We start from the raw sequence: 20,232 nt of genomic DNA on the forward strand, positions 1-20,232 counted from the left end.
GGGGCAAATCTTAGAAGGGTAAAAATAAAAACGACTGGTCTTCCTGGTCGGAGAGAGTACCAGGTTAACCAGTCGATTTTTTTACGAAACGGCTTGAACCGTTACGCCAGAACCAGGCCAGGCGCTTTGAAGGCCAGTGGCAGTTCAGCTTCGTCTTCGAAGGTCACATACTCCCAGGCTTCCTGTTTTGCCAGGACGGCCTGCAAGAGTTTGTTATTCAGTGCATGACCGGATTTGAACGCGGTAAAGGCACCGATAATGTTGTGACCACACATGAACAGGTCGCCAATTGCATCAAGCATTTTGTGGCGAACGAATTCATCTTCGAAACGCAGACCGTCTTCGTTCAGTACGCGATAATCGTCAACAACGATGGCACAATCGAAGCTGCCGCCCAGGCACAGGCCGCGGGACTGCAGATATTCGATATCACGCATGAAGCCGAAAGTACGAGCACGGCTGATCTGGCGCATAAACGCATCAGCAGAGAAGTTCATCGCATAGCGTTGGGTGCTGGCATCAATCGCCGGATGGTTAAAATCGATGGTGAAGTCCAACGAGAAACCATTGTACGGTTTGAATTCAGCCCACTTGTCGCCATCTTCGACGCGAACGGTCTCTTTGATGCGAACAAATTTCTTCGCGCAGTTCAGTTCTTCGATGCCGGCATCCAGCAACAGATAAACGAACGGAGCAGCACTACCATCCATGATCGGGATTTCTGGTGCATCGACTTCAACAATAATGTTGTCGATACCCAGACCCGCCAGGGCGGCGTTCAGGTGCTCTACGGTAGAAATCCGCACGTCATGCTCGTTCACCAGACAAGTACAGAGCATAGTATCACGCACAGATTTGGCATCGGCCGGAAAATCTACCGGTGGATTCAAGTCGGTGCGACGATAGATGACCCCGGTATTGGCCGGCGCAGGGCGTAACGTCAGGGTGACTTTCTTGCCGGTATGTAAACCGACACCCGTCGCCTGAACGATACGTTTAAGTGTCCTTTGTTTGATCATCGTATAATCTCGCCAAATTAACTATCCAACCGAGAGTGTATATCACTAACGGTGGGCCAGTTTAGCACAAAGAGCGGAAATCCCCAAATTCCAGCCAATTCTTAGTCAGCTTGCTTACGCAGGAACGCCGGGATATCCAGATAATCTGGCTCTTTCGCCGTTTGCGGCGTTGGGTCATTAACCACTTTCGCGGCCGGTTTTTGCTCCTGAGTCAGAGGAGACATACCGTGCTGCTGGTAACGATCCATAACCGGCTGCTGAGTCTGCTTGTTGGTCACCAGGGTGATTTCAGGACGCTTGTCCATGCCGATACCGGTAGCTACAACCGTCACACGCAGCTCGTCGTTCATTTCCGGGTCAAGGGATGTACCGATTACCACGGTAGCGTTGTCAGAGGCGAACGCACGGATGGTGTTACCCACGGTTTCGAACTCATCCAGACGCAGGTCAAAGCCAGCGGTGATGTTGACCAGCACGCCACGCGCACCCGACAGATCGATATCTTCCAGCAGCGGAGAAGAGATAGCCATTTCTGCTGCTTCTTCCGCACGGTCTTCACCGCTCGCCACGCCGGAGCCCATCATCGCGTAGCCCATTTCGGACATCACGGTGCGAACGTCAGCAAAGTCAACGTTCATCAGGCCAGGACGGGTAATCAGTTCAGCGATACCCTGAACCGCGCCTTTCAGCACGTCGTTTGCTGCGCCAAAGGCATCCAGCAGGGAGATACCGCGACCCAGCACTTTCAGCAGTTTGTCGTTCGGGATAGTGATCAGCGAGTCCACATGCTTGGACAGCTCGGTGATACCCTGCTCCGCGAATGCCATACGCTTCTTGCCTTCAAAGTTGAAAGGCTTGGTCACGACAGCAACGGTCAGGATCCCCAAATCTTTAGCCACTTCGGCCACAACAGGTGCTGCGCCGGTACCTGTACCGCCGCCCATACCTGCTGCGATAAAGACCATGTCCGCACCTTCCAGTGCCGCACGCAGGGCCTCACGATCTTCTTCAGCCGCATTGCGGCCCACTTCCGGGTTAGCCCCTGCGCCCAGACCTTTAGTGATGCCACCACCGATCTGAATCGTCTGGCCTACAGCCGTCTTACGCAGTGCCTGTGCATCGGTGTTAACCGCAAAGAATTCGACACCTTCAATGCGCTCGCGCACCATATGCTCTACGGCGTTACCGCCGCCGCCACCGACGCCGATGACTTTAATCACCGCGTCGTTGGTCAGTTCCATAGGTTCAAACATAATTTCTCTCTCCGTTGTGCCTGTCGCCCGAGACCGTTAATTCTCTCCGGCCTCTTAAAAAAATTAAAACTCTTTTCGCAGCCAGTTGTTCAGTCGTTTGACCCACGACCCCACTGAGACGCGTTTTTCCACTTCTGCTTCACCACTGAGATGGGATTCTTTCCCGTAGTGGAGCAGGCCCACAGCCGTTGAATAGTAAGGCTCCTGGGCATAATCCGTTAAACCGGTAATATTCAGCGGTGCGCCAATACGCACCTGCGTATGGAATACACGTTGCGCACAGGCCGCAAGACCTTCAATTTGCGCTGCACCGCCGGTTAATACAATCCCCGCCGCAAGATGATGTTTTACGCCCTGCTGGCGAAGCTGTTCCTGTAATTGCAAAATCTCTTCGTTGACCAGGTTGAGCAACTCGGTATAGCGTGGCTCAATCACCTCTGCCAACGTCTGGCGCTGCAGGCTACGCGGCGGACGACCGCCCACGCTTGGCACTTCAACGCTCTCATCTTTACCAACGATAGACCCCAGCGCACAACCGTGGCGCACTTTAATCGCTTCTGCATCGCTTGGCGGCGTACCAAACGCGTAGGCAATATCGCTGGTTACCACGTTCCCTGCGTAAGGGATTACTTTGGTGTGGCGCAGGGCACCGCCGGTATACACGGCCATATCCATTGTACCACCACCAATATCGACCACACAGACGCCCAGTTCACGTTCATCTTCGGTCAGCACGGAATAGCTTGCCGCCAGACCGGCGAAAATAAGTTGGTCAACTTTCAGGCCACAACGTTCAACGGCTTTTACGATGTTCTTCGCCATATCGTTGTGACATGTGATCAGGTGCACTTTTGCCTGCATACGCACGCCAGAAAGGCCAACCGGGTTCTTGATCCCTTCCTGGTAGTCAATCGCGTACTCTTGCGGAATCACGTGCAATACGCGGTGCTCATCGCGGACACGCACAGATTTCGCCGTGTGTACTACGTTTTCAACGTCTTCCTGCGTCACTTCTTCTTCAGAAATGGGCACCATGCCGATTTCGTTCTGGCAGCTGATATGCTTACCAGAGAGGGCCAGATAGACAGAGGAAATCTGGCAATCTGCCATTAATTCAGCCTGATCGATGGCGCGCTGGACGCATTTCACCACCGACTCAAGATCGTTTACCCCACCTTTATCCATACCACGGGACGGGCAACTGCCCACGCCAATGATATTGACCATACCGTCGGGCAGAACTTCCCCTACTAAAGCGGCAACCTTCGCGGTGCCAATCTCCAGTCCAACTACCAGTTTTCTGTCCGTCGCCTTGATCATTGTTGTTCTGCCTGTACCTGTGCCTGATTCTGTTGCTGATTAGGTTCCTCGACCGGAGCCGGTACCCAACCGACTGCTGCGCCTGAGTCATAGCGCAAATCAACGTAGCTTATCCGTTTGCCGTCAGTCTGTGCCTGCTGCTGTAAAACCGGGTAAAGTTCTACGAAACGCGCCAGACGCTTCATTGTGTCGCCGCGGCCCAGGTTGAGCTTAATGCCATTCGTTAAGGTGAGCTGCCATGAACGGCGCGCCGTCATCGCTGCATCTTTTAACGTAAACCTGTCCTTCGCCAGCACTTGCCCCATCTCGCGAAAACCCTGTAACACTTCGTTTTCGCTGCCTTCAGGACCATACAACATCGGTAAATTTTGCTTGTTGACACGATCGGCCGGGACGCTGAAGGAATTTCCGTCTACGTCAACCATGTGCTGATCATTCCAACGCGCAATGGGCACATATTCAACCAGATGAATCTTCAATTCATCAGGCCATTGCTTTCTTACACTCGCCTGTTTTATCCAGGGCAGACGTTCAATCTGACTCTGGATAATGTTGACATCCTGCGTCATAAAGGTGCCAGGCGACCCCAGTGCCAGAATCGACTGGCGAATATCATCGTTACGCGTGTAGTGGCGTTCACCGGTGACCACCAGCTTCGACAGCGGCAACCGCTGCGCATCTTCCATCCAGCCCAGTACCATCCAGCCGCTGATAAACACGGTGCACAGCACCCCGAGCAGGAAAATAATCCCTGCAAGACGCGTTCCATTACTCCGGCGTGAAGAAGAATATTCTTCCTCGTCATCGCGGTTGCGCGTGTTCAATGCAGCCTGAGACATATCAGCCCGCCTGGTCCAGAATACGTACGACTAACTGCGAGAAGCTCATCCCCGCCTGACGCGCGGCCATCGGCACAAGGCTGTGGCTGGTCATGCCTGGAGAAGTATTCGCTTCCAGCAAATAAAATTGCCCATCGCTGTCGAGCATCACATCAATGCGGCCCCAGCCACTGCACCCAAGAACATGCCAGGCTTTAAGCACCAGGGACTGTAAATCGGCTTCACGTTCTGCTTCAAGACCTGCAGGGCAGAAATATTGCGTCTCGTCAGAGAGATACTTCGCCTCATAATCATAGAATACGCCAGCAGGTTGGATGCGAATCGATGGTAAAATTTCTTCGCCAAGCATCGCCACGGTAAATTCCGGTCCGCTGAGCCATTTTTCAATGAGAACTTCTTCATCGTGTTGAAATGCCAGCGCTAACGCAGCCGATAAATCGTCAGCTTTATCCACTTTGGACATCCCCACGCTCGACCCTTCACGGCTGGGCTTTACAATAACCGGTAAGCCCAGCTCAGCAATGCGTGTATTAACGCTGTCCTGAAGGCCCATTTCAAATTCGCGACGCGTCAGCGCAACCCACGGCGCGACGGGCAAACCGGCGCCCTGCCACAGCAGTTTACTGCGCAGTTTATCCATTGAGATGGCGGAGGCCATCACGCCGCTGCCGGTGTAAGGCATACCGATTAAATCCAGCAATCCTTGCAGGGTACCGTCTTCACCGCCACGACCGTGCAAAGCAATAAAGACTTTATCGAAGCCCATGGCTTTCAGTTGCGTCACATCGACCTCTTTCGGATCGACCAGATGTGCATTAACGCCAGCCTCACGCAGGCCCGCCAGTACAGCAGCGCCTGAATTCAGGGAAACCTCGCGCTCAGCGGAGGTGCCGCCAGACAGGACAGCAATCTTATCAGCCATGATGCTCATCCTCCTGCGTTTGCGGCTTCAGTTTGATTTCAGCTAAGGTACGGGCGATTTTGCCGATATTTCCCGCACCCTGAATCAGAATCAAATCGTTACCTGTAAGTACCGGCGCCAGAATTTCGGCGACCTGAGCAGGATCAGAAACCAGAATAGGGTCTACTTTGCCGCGTCCGCGAATGGTTCGACACAGAGAACGGCTGTCCGCACCCGGGATCGGCGTTTCGCCCGCAGAATAAACATCCAGCATCAGCAATGTGTCCACCTGCGACAGCACGCTGGCGAAATCGTCATACAGATCGCGCGTACGCGTAAAACGGTGCGGCTGGAAGATCATCACCAGGTTCTTCTCTGGCCAGCCCGCACGCGCCGCCTTGATGGTCGCGTCCACTTCGGTCGGATGGTGGCCATAGTCGTCCACCAGCATGGCGGTGCCCGGTTTGCCGTTCACGGCATCCAGCGGGAACTCACCCAGGAAGTCGAAACGACGCCCGGTTCCCTGGAAGCTTTCCAGCGCACGCAGGATCGCATCGTCATCAATGCCTTCTTCCGTCGCGACGGCCACCGCCGCGGCTGCGTTCAGGGCGTTATGACGTCCTGGAGCGTTCAGCGTCACGTGCAGGAGTTCTTTGTCCTGACGCGCCAGGGTGAAATGCCCCTGCGCACCAATCTGTTTGTACTCTTCCACGCGGACATCCGCGTCTTCGCTGAAGCCATAGGTGGTGATCTGACGACCAACCCGCGGCAGCAACTCGCGAATGACCGGATCGTCCACACACATTACCGCGCGTCCATAGAACGGCAGGTTGTGCAGGAAGTTGATAAAGGTCTGCTTTAAGTTCTCGAAGTCGCCCTGGTATGTATCCATGTGGTCAGCCTCGATGTTAGTGACAATCGCCACCATCGGCTGCAGATGCAGGAACGACGCATCGCTCTCATCTGCTTCCGCAATCAGATAACGGCTGTGGCCCAGACGTGCATGCACACCTGCTGCTTTTACCAGGCCGCCGTTAACGAAGGTCGGGTCGAGACCCGCTTCGGCATAAATACTGGACACCATCGCCGTCGTCGTTGTTTTACCGTGCGTCCCGGCAATCGCAATCCCGTGACGGAAACGCATCAGTTCTGCCAGCATTTCCGCGCGGCGGATCACCGGAATACGCGCTTCATGCGCGGCCACGATTTCCGGGTTATCAGAGGAGATGGCGCTGGATACCACCACCACACTCGCATCGCGCACGTTTTCAGGGCGATGGTTGAAATAGATAGTCGCCCCAAGCGACGCCAGTTGCTGCGTAACAGGGTTTGGCGCCAGGTCAGACCCGCTGATCTGATAGCCTTCGTTAGCTAACACTTCGGCAATACCGCCCATGCCAGCACCACCGATGCCAACAAAGTGAATGTGCCGGACGCGACGCATCTCGGGCACGATTGAACGCAGTTTTGCCAGTTGTTGTGTATTCATTCTCTAAACGCCATCGACTACTTAAAAATTCGTGCAGCGCAACACGCGCTGCGAGGGTTAAGCCTGGGCTGCCAGGCTCACTTCTTTTGCCACCCGTTCCGTTGCATCAGGAATGGCTGTCGCACGTGCGCGTTGCGCCATCTCCATTAATGCTTCTCTGTTCCAGCCCGCCAGGGTGGTGGCGACCGCATCGGCGGTAAATTGTGGCTGCTCAAAAATTTTCGCGGCACCGGCTTTTTCAAGCGGCAGCGCATTCCAGTACTGCTGTCGGTCTTTGTGCTGGAACGGCACAAACAGGGCCGGTAAACCTGCAGCGGCAATTTCACTGACCGTTAATGCGCCAGAGCGGCAGACCACGACATCGGCCCAGGCATACGCTGCTGCCATATCGTCGATAAACTCTGTTACTTTGTGCTGCGGCTGGCCTTCTGCCGCATAAGCCTGCTCAACGGTCTGCTGAGCACCTTTTCCGCTTTGATGCCAGATCGTCACGGCATCACCCAGCTTTGCGGCAACCTGCGGCATCGTCTGGTTCAGGATACGTGCCCCCTGCGATCCACCGACGACCAATACACGGACCGGTCCTTCACGGCCAGCCATGCGGGCATCCGGTAACGGCAGCGCCAGTACGTCCACGCGCACCGGGTTACCCACGACGTCCGCTTTCGGGAACGCACCAGGAAACGCCTGCATCACTTTGGTGGCGATTTTCGCCAGCCATTTGTTGGTCAGGCCGGCGATACCATTCTGCTCATGTAATACGACGGGAATGCCCAACGACCACGCGGCAAGTCCCCCCGGACCTGAAACATAACCGCCCATGCCCAGCACCACATCAGGCTGAAAGCGCTTCATGATGCTGCGCGCCTGACGCCACGCGTTGAAAATGCGCACCGGCGCCAGAAGTTGGGCCTTAATACCTTTGCCACGAAGGCCAGAAATACGAATAAAGTCGATCTCAATACCGTGCTTCGGTACCAGGTCGGCTTCCATGCGGTCTGCGGTTCCCAGCCAGCGTACCTGCCAGCCCTGATCCATTAAATGGTGCGCAACCGCCAGCCCCGGGAACACATGTCCACCGGTACCGCCTGCCATCACCATTAACCGCTTCGGTTGATTCATCGTGAACCTCGTGTAAACGCCTGGGCTTTCTCCAGACGCGTCTCATAATCTATGCGTAACAAAAACATGATGGCCGTCGACATAATCAACAGACTGGAACCACCATAACTGATCAACGGCAACGTCAGGCCCTTGGTTGGCAGCATACCCGCTGCGGCCCCGACGTTAACCAATGCCTGGAAGCTAAACCAGATACCAATTGAGCAGGCTAAGAAACCTGAGAAGCGGTGATCGATCTCCAGCGCTTTCCGCCCAATCGACATGGCGCGGAAAGCGACGAAGAATACCATTAATAGCGCTAATACCACACCGATATAACCCAGTTCTTCCGCAATAATGGAGAAGATGAAGTCAGTATGCGCTTCGGGTAAATACTCCAGTTTCTGTACCGAGTTGCCCAGGCCTTGTCCCCAGACTTCACCGCGGCCAAACGCCATGAGTGACTGCGTCAGCTGATAGCCACTGCCAAACGGGTCTTCCCACGGGTTCCAGAACGAGGTTACACGGCGGATACGGTAGGGTTCGGCGAGGATCAGCAGGACAACGGCTGAAATCCCCATCCCGATAATGGCGATGAACTGCCACAGTTTCGCTCCCGCCAGGAACAGCATCGCCAGCGTCGTTACAAACAGTACCACCACGGTACCGAGGTCAGGCTGTGCCAGCAGTAAGACCGCCAGCACCAGAATCACGCCCATCGGTTTCAGGAAGCCGCGGAGGTTGTTACGCACTTCATCCACTTTGCGCACCAGGTAGTTCGCCAGGTAGCAGAACAGGGACAGTTTGGTAAATTCTGCCGGCTGAATACGCAGCGGGCCAAAGGCGATCCAGCGCGATGCCCCGTTTACGGAGCTACCTACCACCAGGACGATCAGCAGCATAATGATCGAGGCGATCAGCATCGCGGTGCTGTGTCGCTGCCAGAACGCCATTGGCAGACGTAAGGTTACCAGCGCAAGACAGAACGCCAGGATGATGTACAGACCATCACGCTTGGCAAACAGGAAAGGATCGTTCGCCAGTCGCTGCCCGACGGGCATCGATGCTGACGTCACCATGATAAAGCCGACCGCCGCCAGCCCCAGGGTGAGCCAGAAGAGCGTACGATCGTACATAATCAGGCTGTCGTTATCTTTCTGACGAGAGCCCATCACCCAGCCTTTCAGTGCCGCAAACAACCACACCAGGATACCAAATCCTGGGAAGCGCGGCATTTTCAGGCGAGGGAGAGATAAACGCATCAGCCTAACTCCTTCGCCAGGCGGGTAAAGAGATCACCACGCTGTTCGAAATTCTTGAATTGATCGAGGCTGGCGCATGCCGGGGAGAGCAGCACCATATCGCCCGGCTTCACGCGAGGGGCAATCAGGCGCATGGCCTGTTCCATGGTTTCAGTCTGCTCGGCAATTTCAGGGCGCAGTTCAGCCAGTTCACTGCCGTCACGACCAAAGCAGTACAGACGGATGTTATCGCCAGAAAGATACTGTTTCAGTGAGGAGAAATCAGCGGATTTACCGTCGCCCCCCAGCAGCAGATGCAGGGTACCTTCAACCTGCAAACCATTCAGCGCGGCCTCAGTACTGCCTACGTTGGTGGCTTTGGAATCATTGATCCAACGCACCCCGTTATGCTCCAGCGCCAGCTGGAAACGGTGCGCCAGACCGGTAAAGGTGGTTAACGCCTGCAGGCTGGAAGAGCGTGGCAGACCGGCGGCATCCGCCAGCGCCAGCGCCGCCAGCGCATTGGTGTAGTTATGCTGGCCGGAAAGCTTCATCTCTTTCACGTTCAGCACTTTCTCGCCTTTCACGCGCAGCCAGGTTTCCCCCAACTGGCGGTTCAGATGATAATCACCCATGGTGATACCAAAGCTGATGCAGCGCTCGTCGGCACCGCGTACCGGCATGGTCAGGGCATCATCGGCATTAACGACGCAGACCTTCGCGTTTTCATAAATGCGTAGTTTTGCGGCGCGATACTGCTGCAGGCCAAATGGGTAGCGATCCATATGATCTTCGGTCACGTTGAGGATCGTCGCCGCTGCCGCATGCAGGCTGGAGGTTGTTTCCAGCTGGAAGCTGGAAAGCTCCAGGACATACAGTTCACAGCCCTTGTCCAGCAGCATCAGTGCAGGCAGGCCGATATTTCCGCCAACGCCAACGTTCATGCCCGCCGCTTTCGCCATCTCCCCGACCAGGGTAGTGACGGTGCTTTTTCCGTTAGAACCAGTAATGGCGATAACAGGCGCCTGCGCTTCGCGGCAGAACAGCTCGATATCACCAACAATCTCAACGCCCGCATCGGCTGCGGCGCTCAGTGAAGGGTGCGCCAGCGCCATACCGGGGCTGGCCACAATCAGATCGGCTGCCAGCAGCCAGTCATCATTCAGACCACCAAGGTGGCGTTCAACCTGTTCCGGCAGTTTGTCCAGACCCGGCGGAGAAACACGCGTATCCATCACCCGTGGCGTCACGCCGCGCGCGAGGAAAAAGTCCACGCAGGACAGGCCAGTAAGGCCCAACCCGATGATAACGACTTTTTTGCCCTGGTAATCTGCCATGATTAACGTACCTTCAGCGTTGCCAGGCCAATCAGCACCAGCATCAGCGAAATAATCCAGAAGCGCACGATGACGCGCGGCTCTGGCCAACCTTTCAGTTCATAGTGATGGTGAATCGGCGCCATACGGAAGATGCGCTGCCCGCGCAGCTTAAAGGAACCGACCTGCAGAATCACCGACAGGGTTTCAACCACAAATACCCCACCCATGATCACCAGCAGGAACTCCTGGCGCAGCAGCACGGCAATAATGCCCAGCGCGCCACCCAGAGCCAGTGAACCGACGTCACCCATAAAGACCTGGGCCGGATAGGTGTTGAACCACAGGAAGCCCAGCCCCGCCCCGACAATGGCCGTACAGACGATCACCAGCTCGCCCGCGTGACGCAGGTACGGAATGTGCAGATAATTAGCAAAGTTCATGTTGCCGGTCGCCCACGCCACCAGCGCGAAACCTGCGGCCACGAAGACCGTTGGCATAATCGCCAGACCATCCAGACCATCTGTCAGGTTCACCGCGTTACCGGTGCCCACAATCACGAAATACGCCAGCAGAATGTAGAACAGCCCCAGTTGCGGCATGACGTCTTTAAAGAACGGCACCACCAGCTCGGTAGCGGGAGTGTCTTTTCCTGCCAGATACAGCGCGAAGGCCACGCCCAGCGCAATCACCGACATCCAGAAATATTTCCAGCGGGCGATCAGACCTTTCGTGTCTTTACGCACCACTTTGCGATAATCATCGACAAACCCAATGATTCCGTAGCCCACCAGCACAGTCAGCACGCACCAGACGTACGGATTGGATGGATAGGCCCACAGCAGCACGGAAACCACGATCGCGGTCAGGATCATAATCCCGCCCATGGTTGGCGTACCGCGTTTACTGAAGTGCGATTCCGGACCATCGTTACGCACGACCTGGCCAAAAGAGAGTTTTTGCAGACGGGCAATCATGCGCGGGCCCATCCACAATGAGATGAACAGCGCAGTCAGCAGGCTGACAATGGCGCGAAACGTCAGATAGGAAAAGACGTTAAAGCCTGAGTAATATTTGACCAAATGTTCGGCCAGCCAAACTAACATGTCCCGTTCTCCTGTAATGCGTGCACAACCTCTTCCATGGCGGCACTACGTGAACCTTTCACTAACACAGTCACCATTTGTTTTTCAGCAATCAACGCCTTCAGACGTTCAATCAGTGCGGCTTTATCGGCAAAATGTTCGCCAACACCGCTGGCATGGCTAATCGCCTGGCTCAGTTTTCCGGCGCTCAGGACACAATCCAGCCCCGCCGCTTTCGCGGCTTCACCCACCTGGGTATGACAGGCTTCGCTTTCATCGCCCAACTCGGCCATATCGCCAACGACCATCACACGATAACCCGGCATTTCGGACAGCACCTGTACGGCCGCCGTCATCGAACCGACGTTCGCGTTGTAGGAGTCATCCAGCAGCAGTTTGTTTTCTGCAAGCTGGATGGGAAACAGACGCCCCGGTACGGCTTTTAAATTTGCCAGACCGGTTTTTATCGCGTCATGTGTCGCGCCTACAGCCATCGACAACGCCGCGGCAGCGAGCGCATTGGCGATGTTATGGCGCCCGGGCAGTGGCAGCAGAACCTCAATGCCCCCCGTTGGGGTATTGAGTGTGAATTCCGTGCCATGCGAGGTCACATGGATATTGGTTGCGGTAAAATCACTGTTGGCCGCATTTGGCGAGAAACGCCACGTCTTACGCGAACCAATAATGCTCTGCCAGTTCAGCCAGTCATTATTGTCGGCATTCATAATGGCGATACCATCATCCGGCAGGCCGGTATAGATCTCGCCTTTGGCTTTTGCCACGCCTTCGAGTGAACCAAAACCTTCCAGATGTGCAGCAGCCAGGTTATTCACCAGCGCGGCCTCCGGACGCGTCAGGCTCACGGTCCAGGCGATTTCGCCCTGATGATTTGCCCCTAATTCAATCACCGCAAACTCATGCTCTTTGGTGAGGCGAAGTAATGTCATCGGCACACCGATGTCATTATTTAGATTGCCTGCGGTGTAAAGTGTGTTACCGCACTGACTGAGTATGGCCGCCGTCATCTCTTTGACCGACGTTTTACCCGACGACCCCGTCAGGGCGACAACGCGAGCCGGGACCTGCTGACGAACCCAGGCAGCCAGCTCACCAAAGGCCAGACGCGTATCCTTCACCACAAGCTGTGGCAAATCGATAGCGAGTTTGCGGCTCACCAGCAGCGCACCCGCACCGTTTTCTTTCGCCTGTTCAGCAAAATCGTGGGCGTCAAAACGTTCGCCTTTCAGCGCCACAAACAGGCACCCGGCGGTCACTTTGCGGGTATCTGTTGTCACGGCGTCAATGGTGAGGTCCTGACCATGCAACGTACCCTGCAGGAGGGTTGCCGCCTTGCCGAGCGTTAAGCTAATCATGCCACCACTCCCAACAGACGCGCTGCCGTTACACGATCCGAATAGTCCAGACGACGGTTGCCAACAATCTGATAATCTTCATGGCCTTTACCCGCCAGAAGCACAACGTCGTTCTCCTGCGCCTGCATAATGGCGTTGGTCACGGCTTCTGCACGGCCTTCCACCACGCGGGCACGTCCTGCGTCCAGCATACCGGCCAGGATATCGTTGATAATGGCGCGCGGCTCTTCAGTGCGCGGGTTGTCATCGGTCACAACCGGAATATCCGCGAACTGTTCGGCAATGGCTCCCATCAACGGACGCTTGCCCTTGTCGCGATCGCCTCCACAGCCAAACACGCACCAGAGCTTACCGGTGCAGTGCAGGCGTGCCGCTTCGAGCGCTTTTTCCAGCGCATCGGGCGTGTGGGCATAATCGACAACCACGGTCGGTTTACCTGGCGCACTGAACACTTCCATACGGCCACAGACTGGCTGCAGACGCTCTGCGGATTTCAGCAGTTCGGCCATCGGATAGCCCAACGCCAGCAATGTAGCCAGTGCCAGCAGCAGGTTGCTGACGTTAAAGGCCCCCATCAGGCGGCTTTCAATTTCGCCTTCCCCCCAGGAAGAGGCAAAGCGAATCGTCGCGCCGCTGTCATGATAATTAACCTCAACCGCCTTAAGCCAACGGCCATGGCAGTTCGGGTTGATATGGTCATCCATCGACACCGCCACCGCATCCGGCAGCTTCGCAAGCCAGCGGCGCCCGACTTCGTCGTCAGCGTTGATGATGGCTTGTCCATAGTGATGCGTGGAGAAGAGCAGCCATTTCGCGGCCTCGTAATGCTCCATATCACCATGATAATCAAGATGATCGCGACTCAGGTTCGTGAACACGGAGGCGGCAAATTTCAACGCCGCTACACGATGCTGTACCAGACCATGAGAGGAGACTTCCATCGCCGCAAAGGTCGCGCCCTGCCCTGCCAGCCCGGCAATCACATGCTGCACGTCAACCGCGGAGCCGGTGGTGTTTTCCGTCGGGCTCACTTTACCCAACAGCCCATTCCCCACGGTGCCCATCACGGCGCCGGTTTCACCCAGCAACTGCGCCCATTGCGCCATCAACTGAGTGGTCGTCGTTTTTCCGTTGGTGCCCGTCACGCCCACCAGACGCAGTTGGTCTGAAGGCTCGTTATAGAAACGTCCCGCCAGTGCGGAGAGTCGCTCATTTAACTGGCTAAGATAGATAACCGGCACACCATGCATTTCACGGATTTCACCGTCGGTTGCCTCATCTTTAGCCTCAGCAATAATGGCAGCTACACCTTGCGCAATCGCCTGCGGGATATATCGACGCCCGTCCGCCTGATGACCAACTACAGCCACAAAAAGATCGCCGGAAGCAGCCACACGGCTGTCCAGTACCATCTCCCGTAGCGCTCGCTCAGGTGCGTTTGGCACCCACGGAGCGAGAAGGTCGCGCAAATTACGATCTGCCACCTGTACCCTCGCCTTGATTAATTACAAATTCACTTTTTTCGCCCGTTGCCAGCGCATCCGGTTCAACGTTCATGGTGCGCAATACGCCGCCCATGATGGCGCCAAACACAGGCGCGGAAACGGCGCCGCCGTAGTATTTACCCGCCTGTGGATCGTTAATCACGACCACCAGCGCAAAACGCGGATTGCTTGCAGGCGCAACGCCTGCGGTATAGGCAATGTATTTGTTGATGTAGCGGCCGTCTGGCCCCACTTTTTTCGCTGTACCGGTTTTAATGGCGATGCGATAGCCTTTGATCGCCGCCTTCACGCCGCCGCCGCCAGGTAGCGCCACGCTTTCCATCATATGCACAACGGTACGAACGATAGATTCCGGGAAGATACGCTCGCCCGGAACCGGTGGATCAACTTTGGTAATTGACAGCGGGCGATAAACGCCATAGCTGCCAATCGTTGCGTAGACTCGCGCTAACTGTAACGGGGTTACCATTAGCCCGTAGCCGAAAGAGAAGGTGGCCCTCTCTATGTCAGACCACCGTTGTTTTTGAGGATATAAGCCACTGCGTTCTCCGACCAACCCCAAATTGGTCGCCTTTCCTAGCCCAAAACGTGAGTAAGTCTCTACTAACGCTGAGGACGGCATCGCTAACGCCAGCTTTGAAACACCGACGTTACTCGACTTCTGTAATACCCCGGTCAGGGTCAATTCGCTGTAGCGCGCCACGTCTTTGATCTCGTGGCCGTTAATACGATAAGGAATGGTGTTCAGAACCGTGTTCTCATTGACGATGCCGCGTTGCAGCGCCGTCATCACCACCATCGGTTTCACCGTGGAGCCGGGTTCGAACACGTCAGTAATGGCCCGGTTACGCATTGCATCTTTGGCGGTACCGGTAAAGTTGTTCGGGTTGTAGGACGGACTGTTGGCCATCGCCAGCACTTCACCGGTGCTGACATCCACCAGCACGGCGCTGCCCGACTCCGCCTTGTTAAAGGCCACGGCATTGTTCAACTCGCGATACACCAGCGCCTGCAGACGCTCATCAATGCTCAACGCCAGGTTGTGGGCAGCCTGGCTGTCTGTGGAAGAGATATCTTCAATTACGCGACCATAGCGGTCTTTTCGCACGATTCGCTCGCCCGGCTGACCGGTAAGCCACTTATCAAAGCTTTTTTCTACCCCTTCGATCCCCTGGCTATCGACGTTGGTAAAGCCAATGAGGTGAGCAGTCACTTCGCCTGAAGGATAGTAACGGCGAGACTCTTCACGAAGATGAATACCCGGTAGCTTCAGTTTTTTGATGTAATCGGCCATGTCAGGGTTAACCTGACGCGCCAGATAGATAAAGCGCCCTTTTGGGTTGGCGTTAACACGGGAGGCAAGCTGATCCAGCGGCATTTTCAGGGCATCAGACAGCGCTTTCCAGCGGTTGTCGAGCGTAATACCGCCAGCATCGTGCAGCTCTTTTGGATCGGCCCAGATCGCCTTCACCGGTACGCTCACCGCCAGCGGACGGCCGGAACGGTCGGTGATCATTCCGCGGGATGTGGAGACTTCCTGTACGCGCAGCGAGCGCATATCGCCCTGCCGTACCAGCATGTCAGGCGCGACGATTTGTAGCCACGCCACGCGTCCCAGCAGGAAGCCCAGCGCGAGTAAAATGCAGCCGCAAAGCAACGCAAAACGCCAACTTACAAAGTTGGCCTGTTCTTCCTGACGTTTTGGTTTTAGCGTTTTTGCCGCTGCTCTCATGCGTCGCGTTTTCCCTTATTTTTGTACTACGATATTTTCCTGGGAAGGATCAACATGCTGCAATTGCAGCTTTTCCGTTGCGATCCGTTCAACCCGGCTGTGATCGCCGAGCGCGTTTTCTTCAAGGATCAGATTTCGCCATTCAATATCCAGCGCATCGCGTTCCAGTACCATCTGCTCGCGTTGCGCAGTCAATAAACGTGTATGGTGGGCTGTAGTGACCACCGTTACTGCCGTCACAATGATGCAAATGAACAAGCAGAGTGGCAGCTTCCCAAACCGCAAAAGATCGTCGCCGATCACGCCAGGCAAGGCATGGCGCTCGTTGCTTCCTAACGAATCCTTAACTTTGCTTAGGGTCTCTGTCACTCTGCTGATCATGCGTTCGTCCTCTCTGCAATACGCAGCACTGAACTACGGGCGCGTGGATTCTCTGCCACCTCTTCTTCGCCCGGCATCAACTTGCCTAATGCTCGCAACTGACGGCCACCCAGCTTCCTGAGTTGTTCTTCCGTCATCGGCAGCCCTGCTGGAACCTGTGGACCGCGGCTTTGTTCACGCATAAAGCGCTTCACAATACGGTCCTCCAGCGAATGGAAGCTGATGATGGATAACCGCCCACCCGGGGCCAGCACGTCGAGCGAGCTTTTTAGCGCCAGCTCTATTTCCTCCAGTTCACTGTTTACCCAGATGCGCACCGCCTGGAAGGTACGGGTCGCGGGATGTTTGTGTTTATCCTTCACCGGTGTTGCCGCCGCAATCACCTCGGCCAGCTCTTTCGTGCGGGTCATCGGTTCAACACGATTGCGCTCAACAATGGCGCGCGCGATGCGCTTGCCAAAACGTTCTTCACCAAAGGTTTTGATCACCCAGGCAATATCCGCTTCATCCGCAGTCTGTAACCACTCGGCGGCAGACTGACCGCGCGTAGGATCCATGCGCATGTCCAGCGGGCCGTCGCGCATAAAGGAGAAACCGCGTTCAGCATCATCAAGTTGGGGTGAAGAGACGCCAAGATCGAGAAGAATCCCGTCGATCTTGCCCGTCAGGCCGCGCTCAGCAACGTAATCTGCCAGCGCAGAGAAAGGTCCATGCACGATGGAAAAGCGTGGATCATCGATGGTTTGCGCAACGGCAATCGCCTGCGGATCGCGGTCGATTGCCAGCAGACGTCCGTCCGCTCCCAGTTGGGAGAGGATCAAACGCGAGTGGCCACCGCGACCAAAAGTGCCATCAATGTAGATGCCGTCCGGACGAATATTCAGGCCGTTGACGGCCTCATCCAGCAACACCGTTGTATGTTTATAATTTTCCATCATATTTATAGAGACAAGTCCTGCAGCCGTTCCGACAAGGTTGCGGAATCAGACTGCTCAGCGTCGATATCTTCCTTGACCTGTTGATACCAGGTCGTTTCGTCCCACAGTTCAAACTTGTTGAACTGCCCGACCAGCATCACTTCTTTGGTCAGACCGGCATGTTGCCGCAGCACGGGCGCAATCAGTAATCGCCCTGCACTATCCATCTGACACTCACTGGCATGTCCCAATAACAACCGCTGCACGCGGCGTTCCTGTGGGTTCATGCTCGACAGTCGCGACAGCTTTTGCTCAATAATTTCCCATTCAGGCAAGGGGTAAAGCAGCAGGCAGGGGGAGTTGATGTCAATGGTGCAAACCAGTTGACCCGAAGCGTTCTCGATCAGCTGGTCGCGGTATCGGGTTGGTACCGATAAACGCCCTTTACTGTCGAGATTGACTAACGTTGCTCCACGGAACATGCCAGTCTTACCCCTCCTCACCACTTTAACCCACAAATTCCCACCTAAAGGAGTTTACGGAGCGAGGGAAAAGCTTGTCAAGCCAGGACTCTCTCTATAGAAGCCCGAAAGCCCTCTATTTACAGAGATAAACAGTCCTGGTTAATAACTGCACAACTGGCGAGGCAAAATTAACGTTATGAATATTTGTAAGAAAAAAACCGAATATGCACACTAGCGTTAAGGCTCACTCAATATCATCGCAGCGAAATATAAAGTGTCAGTTTGCGACGCGGGCAGCATTTTAAGACATATTCACAGGGGATAACAGCGCCAGATTCACCACAGCACGCAATGAACGAACCGGCTGGCAGGCGAGCACGCCAGGGTAGGGGAAAAAACGTCTGAATATTCATCGACCGGGCAGCTTTGTAACAAAACAATACAAAGAGAGGCTTTATAAATCGTATAAATCTTCTTTCAAGGCCATTTTAAAAGGCCAAAAAGAATTAAAAAAATAGCAGATTCTGATTCCTAAGGAATCGTCCTAATTTTTCTCCGGGAATTATTCGACAGAATTATCCAGGCAAAACAAGGGGGAGTTTTCACTCCCCCTCATTCATTAATGGCGGCTCAAAATTCCGCGACGGTAAAGATTACGTTTGATACGCGTCAGCCCCGGCTTCGGTTTACGCGGTTCATCCAGACTCGCCAGGACGATCTCCAGCACACGCTCAGCCACGTCACGATGGCGCTGCGCGACGGCCAGTACCGGGCATTGCAGGAAGTCGAGCAGTTCGTTATCACCGAAGGTGGCGATAGCCAGATCGGATGGCAGCTTACCGTCCCGACGCAAGGTAACATCCATTACGCCCTGCAGTAAGGCAAATGAGGTGGTGAACAGCGCCTGAGGCATCGGGTGGGTCTCCAGCCATTTCTCAAACAACTGCGCGGCGGCTTCACGCTCATAACTGTTGGCATAGAGGTAGTGAACCTCGCGCGGATCGTCTTTCCACGCCGTCCTGAAACCTTGCTCACGGAGGAAGCTCACGGAAAGCTCAGGCAGCGCGCCAAGATAAAGCACGGTTTCAGCCGGGAAGGTTCTCAGCTCCGCGGCCAGCATTTCCGCATCATCCTGATCGGCGCCGACGACACTGGTGAAGTGCTCTCTGTCCAGGGCACGATCCAGTGCGACAATCGGGAAGGGATCGTTCGCCCAGCGTTGATAGAACGGATGCTCTGGCGGTAAGGAGGTCGAAACAATGATGGCATCGACCTGACGCTGGAGCAGATGCTCAATACAGCGCATCTCGTTATCAGGCTGATCTTCTGAGCAGGCAATCAAGAGCTGATAGCCGCGCTGGCGAGCCTGACGTTCAAGATAGTTAGCGATACGGGTGTAGCTGGTGTTTTCCAGATCAGGGATCACCAGACCAATCGATCGGGTGCGCCCGGCGCGTAAGCCGGCTGCGACAGCATTCGGATGGTAGTTATGCTCACGAACCACCGCCATGACTTTCTCAACGGTTTTGTCGCTGACACGGTACTGCTTTGCTTTACCGTTAATCACATAGCTGGCCGTAGTTCGTGACACGCCGGCTAGCCGGGCGATTTCATCCAGTTTCACAATTGCCCCTTAAAAAAAGAAAAGAGTCCATGGCCCTGTCAAGGTTATGGTTAAATCTTTTAACATCTAAACGCAGAATAGCCTTCGCGGCAACCGCTTTTATCTGTGTTATCGGCGTATTACGCAAAAAAAAGCCCGGCTTTGGTGACCGGGCAGAAAGAGGCGAACCTTATTGACACCTAACGCATGATTTTCTCGCCGCGCGAAAGACCGACAACGCCCGATCGCGCAACCTCAACAATTTTTGCCACATCCCGGACAGACGCCAGGAAAGCATCCAGCTTGTCACTCGTTCCCGCCAGCTGAACCGTATAAAGAGAAGGCGTGACGTCAATGATCTGCCCACGGAAGATATCCGCATTGCGTTTAACTTCTTCACGCCCGTAGCCACTGGCCTGGATTTTCACCAGCATGACCTCACGTTCAACATAAGCCCCCTGCCCGAGCTCGCTCACGCGCAGAACATCGACAAGCTTATGTAACTGTTTCTCGATCTGCTCAAGCACCTTGGCGTCACCGACGGTCTGGATCGTCATGCGCGACAGCGTCGGATCCTCGGTGGGTGCCACGGTCAGGCTTTCGATGTTGTAGCCGCGTTGTGCAAAGAGTCCAATGACGCGTGACAGTGCACCAGACTCGTTTTCCAGTAATACAGATAATATCCGGCGCATA

18 protein-coding genes are annotated in these 20,232 nt (G+C 55.1%); all 18 read right to left on the bottom strand.

Features of this window, described 5'->3' with window-relative positions; translation table 11 throughout:
* Positions 1-101: 101 nt before the first annotated feature.
* The 18 genes from lpxC to ilvN all read right to left on the bottom strand — a co-directional run bounded on the left by lpxC (position 102) and on the right by ilvN (position 20,231).
* Positions 102-1,019: a UDP-3-O-acyl-N-acetylglucosamine deacetylase gene (gene lpxC, locus NQ842_RS20385; RefSeq protein ID WP_013095578.1), complete on the bottom strand. Its 918-nt coding sequence runs from the start codon at positions 1,017-1,019 to the stop codon at positions 102-104.
* A gap of 101 nt (positions 1,020-1,120) precedes the next feature.
* Positions 1,121-2,272, bottom strand: coding sequence for a cell division protein FtsZ (ftsZ, locus tag NQ842_RS20390; protein WP_008501978.1), 1,152 nt, complete (start codon positions 2,270-2,272; stop codon positions 1,121-1,123).
* Positions 2,273-2,335: 63 nt separating this feature from the next.
* The gene (gene ftsA / locus NQ842_RS20395) at positions 2,336-3,592 is read right to left on the bottom strand and encodes a cell division protein FtsA (RefSeq protein WP_006173845.1); all 1,257 of its coding nucleotides are present in this window, start codon (positions 3,590-3,592) and stop codon (positions 2,336-2,338) included.
* Positions 3,589-4,431, bottom strand: coding sequence for a cell division protein FtsQ (ftsQ, locus tag NQ842_RS20400; protein WP_014830652.1), 843 nt, complete (start codon positions 4,429-4,431; stop codon positions 3,589-3,591). The genes ftsA and ftsQ overlap by 4 nt, the downstream gene beginning before the upstream one ends.
* A gap of 1 nt (position 4,432) precedes the next feature.
* Positions 4,433-5,353: a D-alanine--D-alanine ligase gene (locus tag NQ842_RS20405; protein ID WP_257256262.1), complete on the bottom strand. Its 921-nt coding sequence runs from the start codon at positions 5,351-5,353 to the stop codon at positions 4,433-4,435.
* Complete coding sequence (gene murC, locus NQ842_RS20410) at positions 5,346-6,821, bottom strand: UDP-N-acetylmuramate--L-alanine ligase (protein WP_013095575.1); 1,476 nt, start codon at positions 6,819-6,821, stop codon at positions 5,346-5,348. Before murC ends, NQ842_RS20405 begins: the two co-directional genes overlap by 8 nt.
* Before the next feature lie 57 nt (positions 6,822-6,878).
* Complete coding sequence (gene murG / locus NQ842_RS20415) at positions 6,879-7,943, bottom strand: undecaprenyldiphospho-muramoylpentapeptide beta-N-acetylglucosaminyltransferase (protein ID WP_046889331.1); 1,065 nt, start codon at positions 7,941-7,943, stop codon at positions 6,879-6,881.
* Positions 7,940-9,184, bottom strand: coding sequence for a cell division protein FtsW (ftsW, locus tag NQ842_RS20420; RefSeq protein ID WP_046889332.1), 1,245 nt, complete (start codon positions 9,182-9,184; stop codon positions 7,940-7,942). Before ftsW ends, murG begins: the two co-directional genes overlap by 4 nt.
* Positions 9,184-10,500, bottom strand: a complete 1,317-nt coding sequence (gene murD, locus NQ842_RS20425; protein WP_014830648.1) for a UDP-N-acetylmuramoyl-L-alanine--D-glutamate ligase — start codon at positions 10,498-10,500, stop codon at positions 9,184-9,186. Before murD ends, ftsW begins: the two co-directional genes overlap by 1 nt.
* A 2-nt stretch (positions 10,501-10,502) precedes the next feature.
* A complete protein-coding gene (mraY, locus tag NQ842_RS20430; RefSeq protein ID WP_008501985.1) occupies positions 10,503-11,585 on the bottom strand; it encodes a phospho-N-acetylmuramoyl-pentapeptide-transferase in 1,083 nt (360 codons plus the stop codon).
* Positions 11,579-12,937 carry a UDP-N-acetylmuramoyl-tripeptide--D-alanyl-D-alanine ligase gene (gene murF / locus NQ842_RS20435; protein ID WP_047360413.1) on the bottom strand — a complete coding sequence of 453 codons (1,359 nt, stop codon included), beginning with the start codon at positions 12,935-12,937 and terminating at the stop codon, positions 11,579-11,581. Before murF ends, mraY begins: the two co-directional genes overlap by 7 nt.
* Positions 12,934-14,421: a UDP-N-acetylmuramoyl-L-alanyl-D-glutamate--2,6-diaminopimelate ligase gene (gene murE, locus NQ842_RS20440; protein WP_047360414.1), complete on the bottom strand. Its 1,488-nt coding sequence runs from the start codon at positions 14,419-14,421 to the stop codon at positions 12,934-12,936. The genes murF and murE overlap by 4 nt, the downstream gene beginning before the upstream one ends.
* The gene (locus tag NQ842_RS20445) at positions 14,408-16,174 is read right to left on the bottom strand and encodes a peptidoglycan glycosyltransferase FtsI (RefSeq protein WP_014830644.1); all 1,767 of its coding nucleotides are present in this window, start codon (positions 16,172-16,174) and stop codon (positions 14,408-14,410) included. The genes murE and NQ842_RS20445 overlap by 14 nt, the downstream gene beginning before the upstream one ends.
* Positions 16,175-16,189: 15 nt before the next feature.
* The gene (gene ftsL / locus NQ842_RS20450) at positions 16,190-16,555 is read right to left on the bottom strand and encodes a cell division protein FtsL (protein ID WP_014830643.1); all 366 of its coding nucleotides are present in this window, start codon (positions 16,553-16,555) and stop codon (positions 16,190-16,192) included.
* Positions 16,552-17,493, bottom strand: coding sequence for a 16S rRNA (cytosine(1402)-N(4))-methyltransferase RsmH (rsmH, locus tag NQ842_RS20455; RefSeq protein WP_014830642.1), 942 nt, complete (start codon positions 17,491-17,493; stop codon positions 16,552-16,554). Before rsmH ends, ftsL begins: the two co-directional genes overlap by 4 nt.
* A gap of 2 nt (positions 17,494-17,495) precedes the next feature.
* A complete protein-coding gene (gene mraZ / locus NQ842_RS20460) occupies positions 17,496-17,954 on the bottom strand; it encodes a division/cell wall cluster transcriptional repressor MraZ (RefSeq protein ID WP_014830641.1) in 459 nt (152 codons plus the stop codon).
* A gap of 601 nt (positions 17,955-18,555) precedes the next feature.
* Positions 18,556-19,560, bottom strand: coding sequence for a catabolite repressor/activator (gene cra / locus NQ842_RS20465; protein WP_013095565.1), 1,005 nt, complete (start codon positions 19,558-19,560; stop codon positions 18,556-18,558).
* A 179-nt stretch (positions 19,561-19,739) separates the two neighbouring features.
* Positions 19,740-20,231, bottom strand: a complete 492-nt coding sequence (gene ilvN / locus NQ842_RS20470; RefSeq protein ID WP_014830640.1) for an acetolactate synthase small subunit — start codon at positions 20,229-20,231, stop codon at positions 19,740-19,742.
* Position 20,232: the final 1 nt, after the last annotated feature.

The sequence above is a fragment of the Enterobacter cloacae complex sp. R_G8 genome (genome assembly GCF_024599795.1).
Lineage (GTDB): Bacteria > Pseudomonadota > Gammaproteobacteria > Enterobacterales > Enterobacteriaceae > Enterobacter > Enterobacter dissolvens.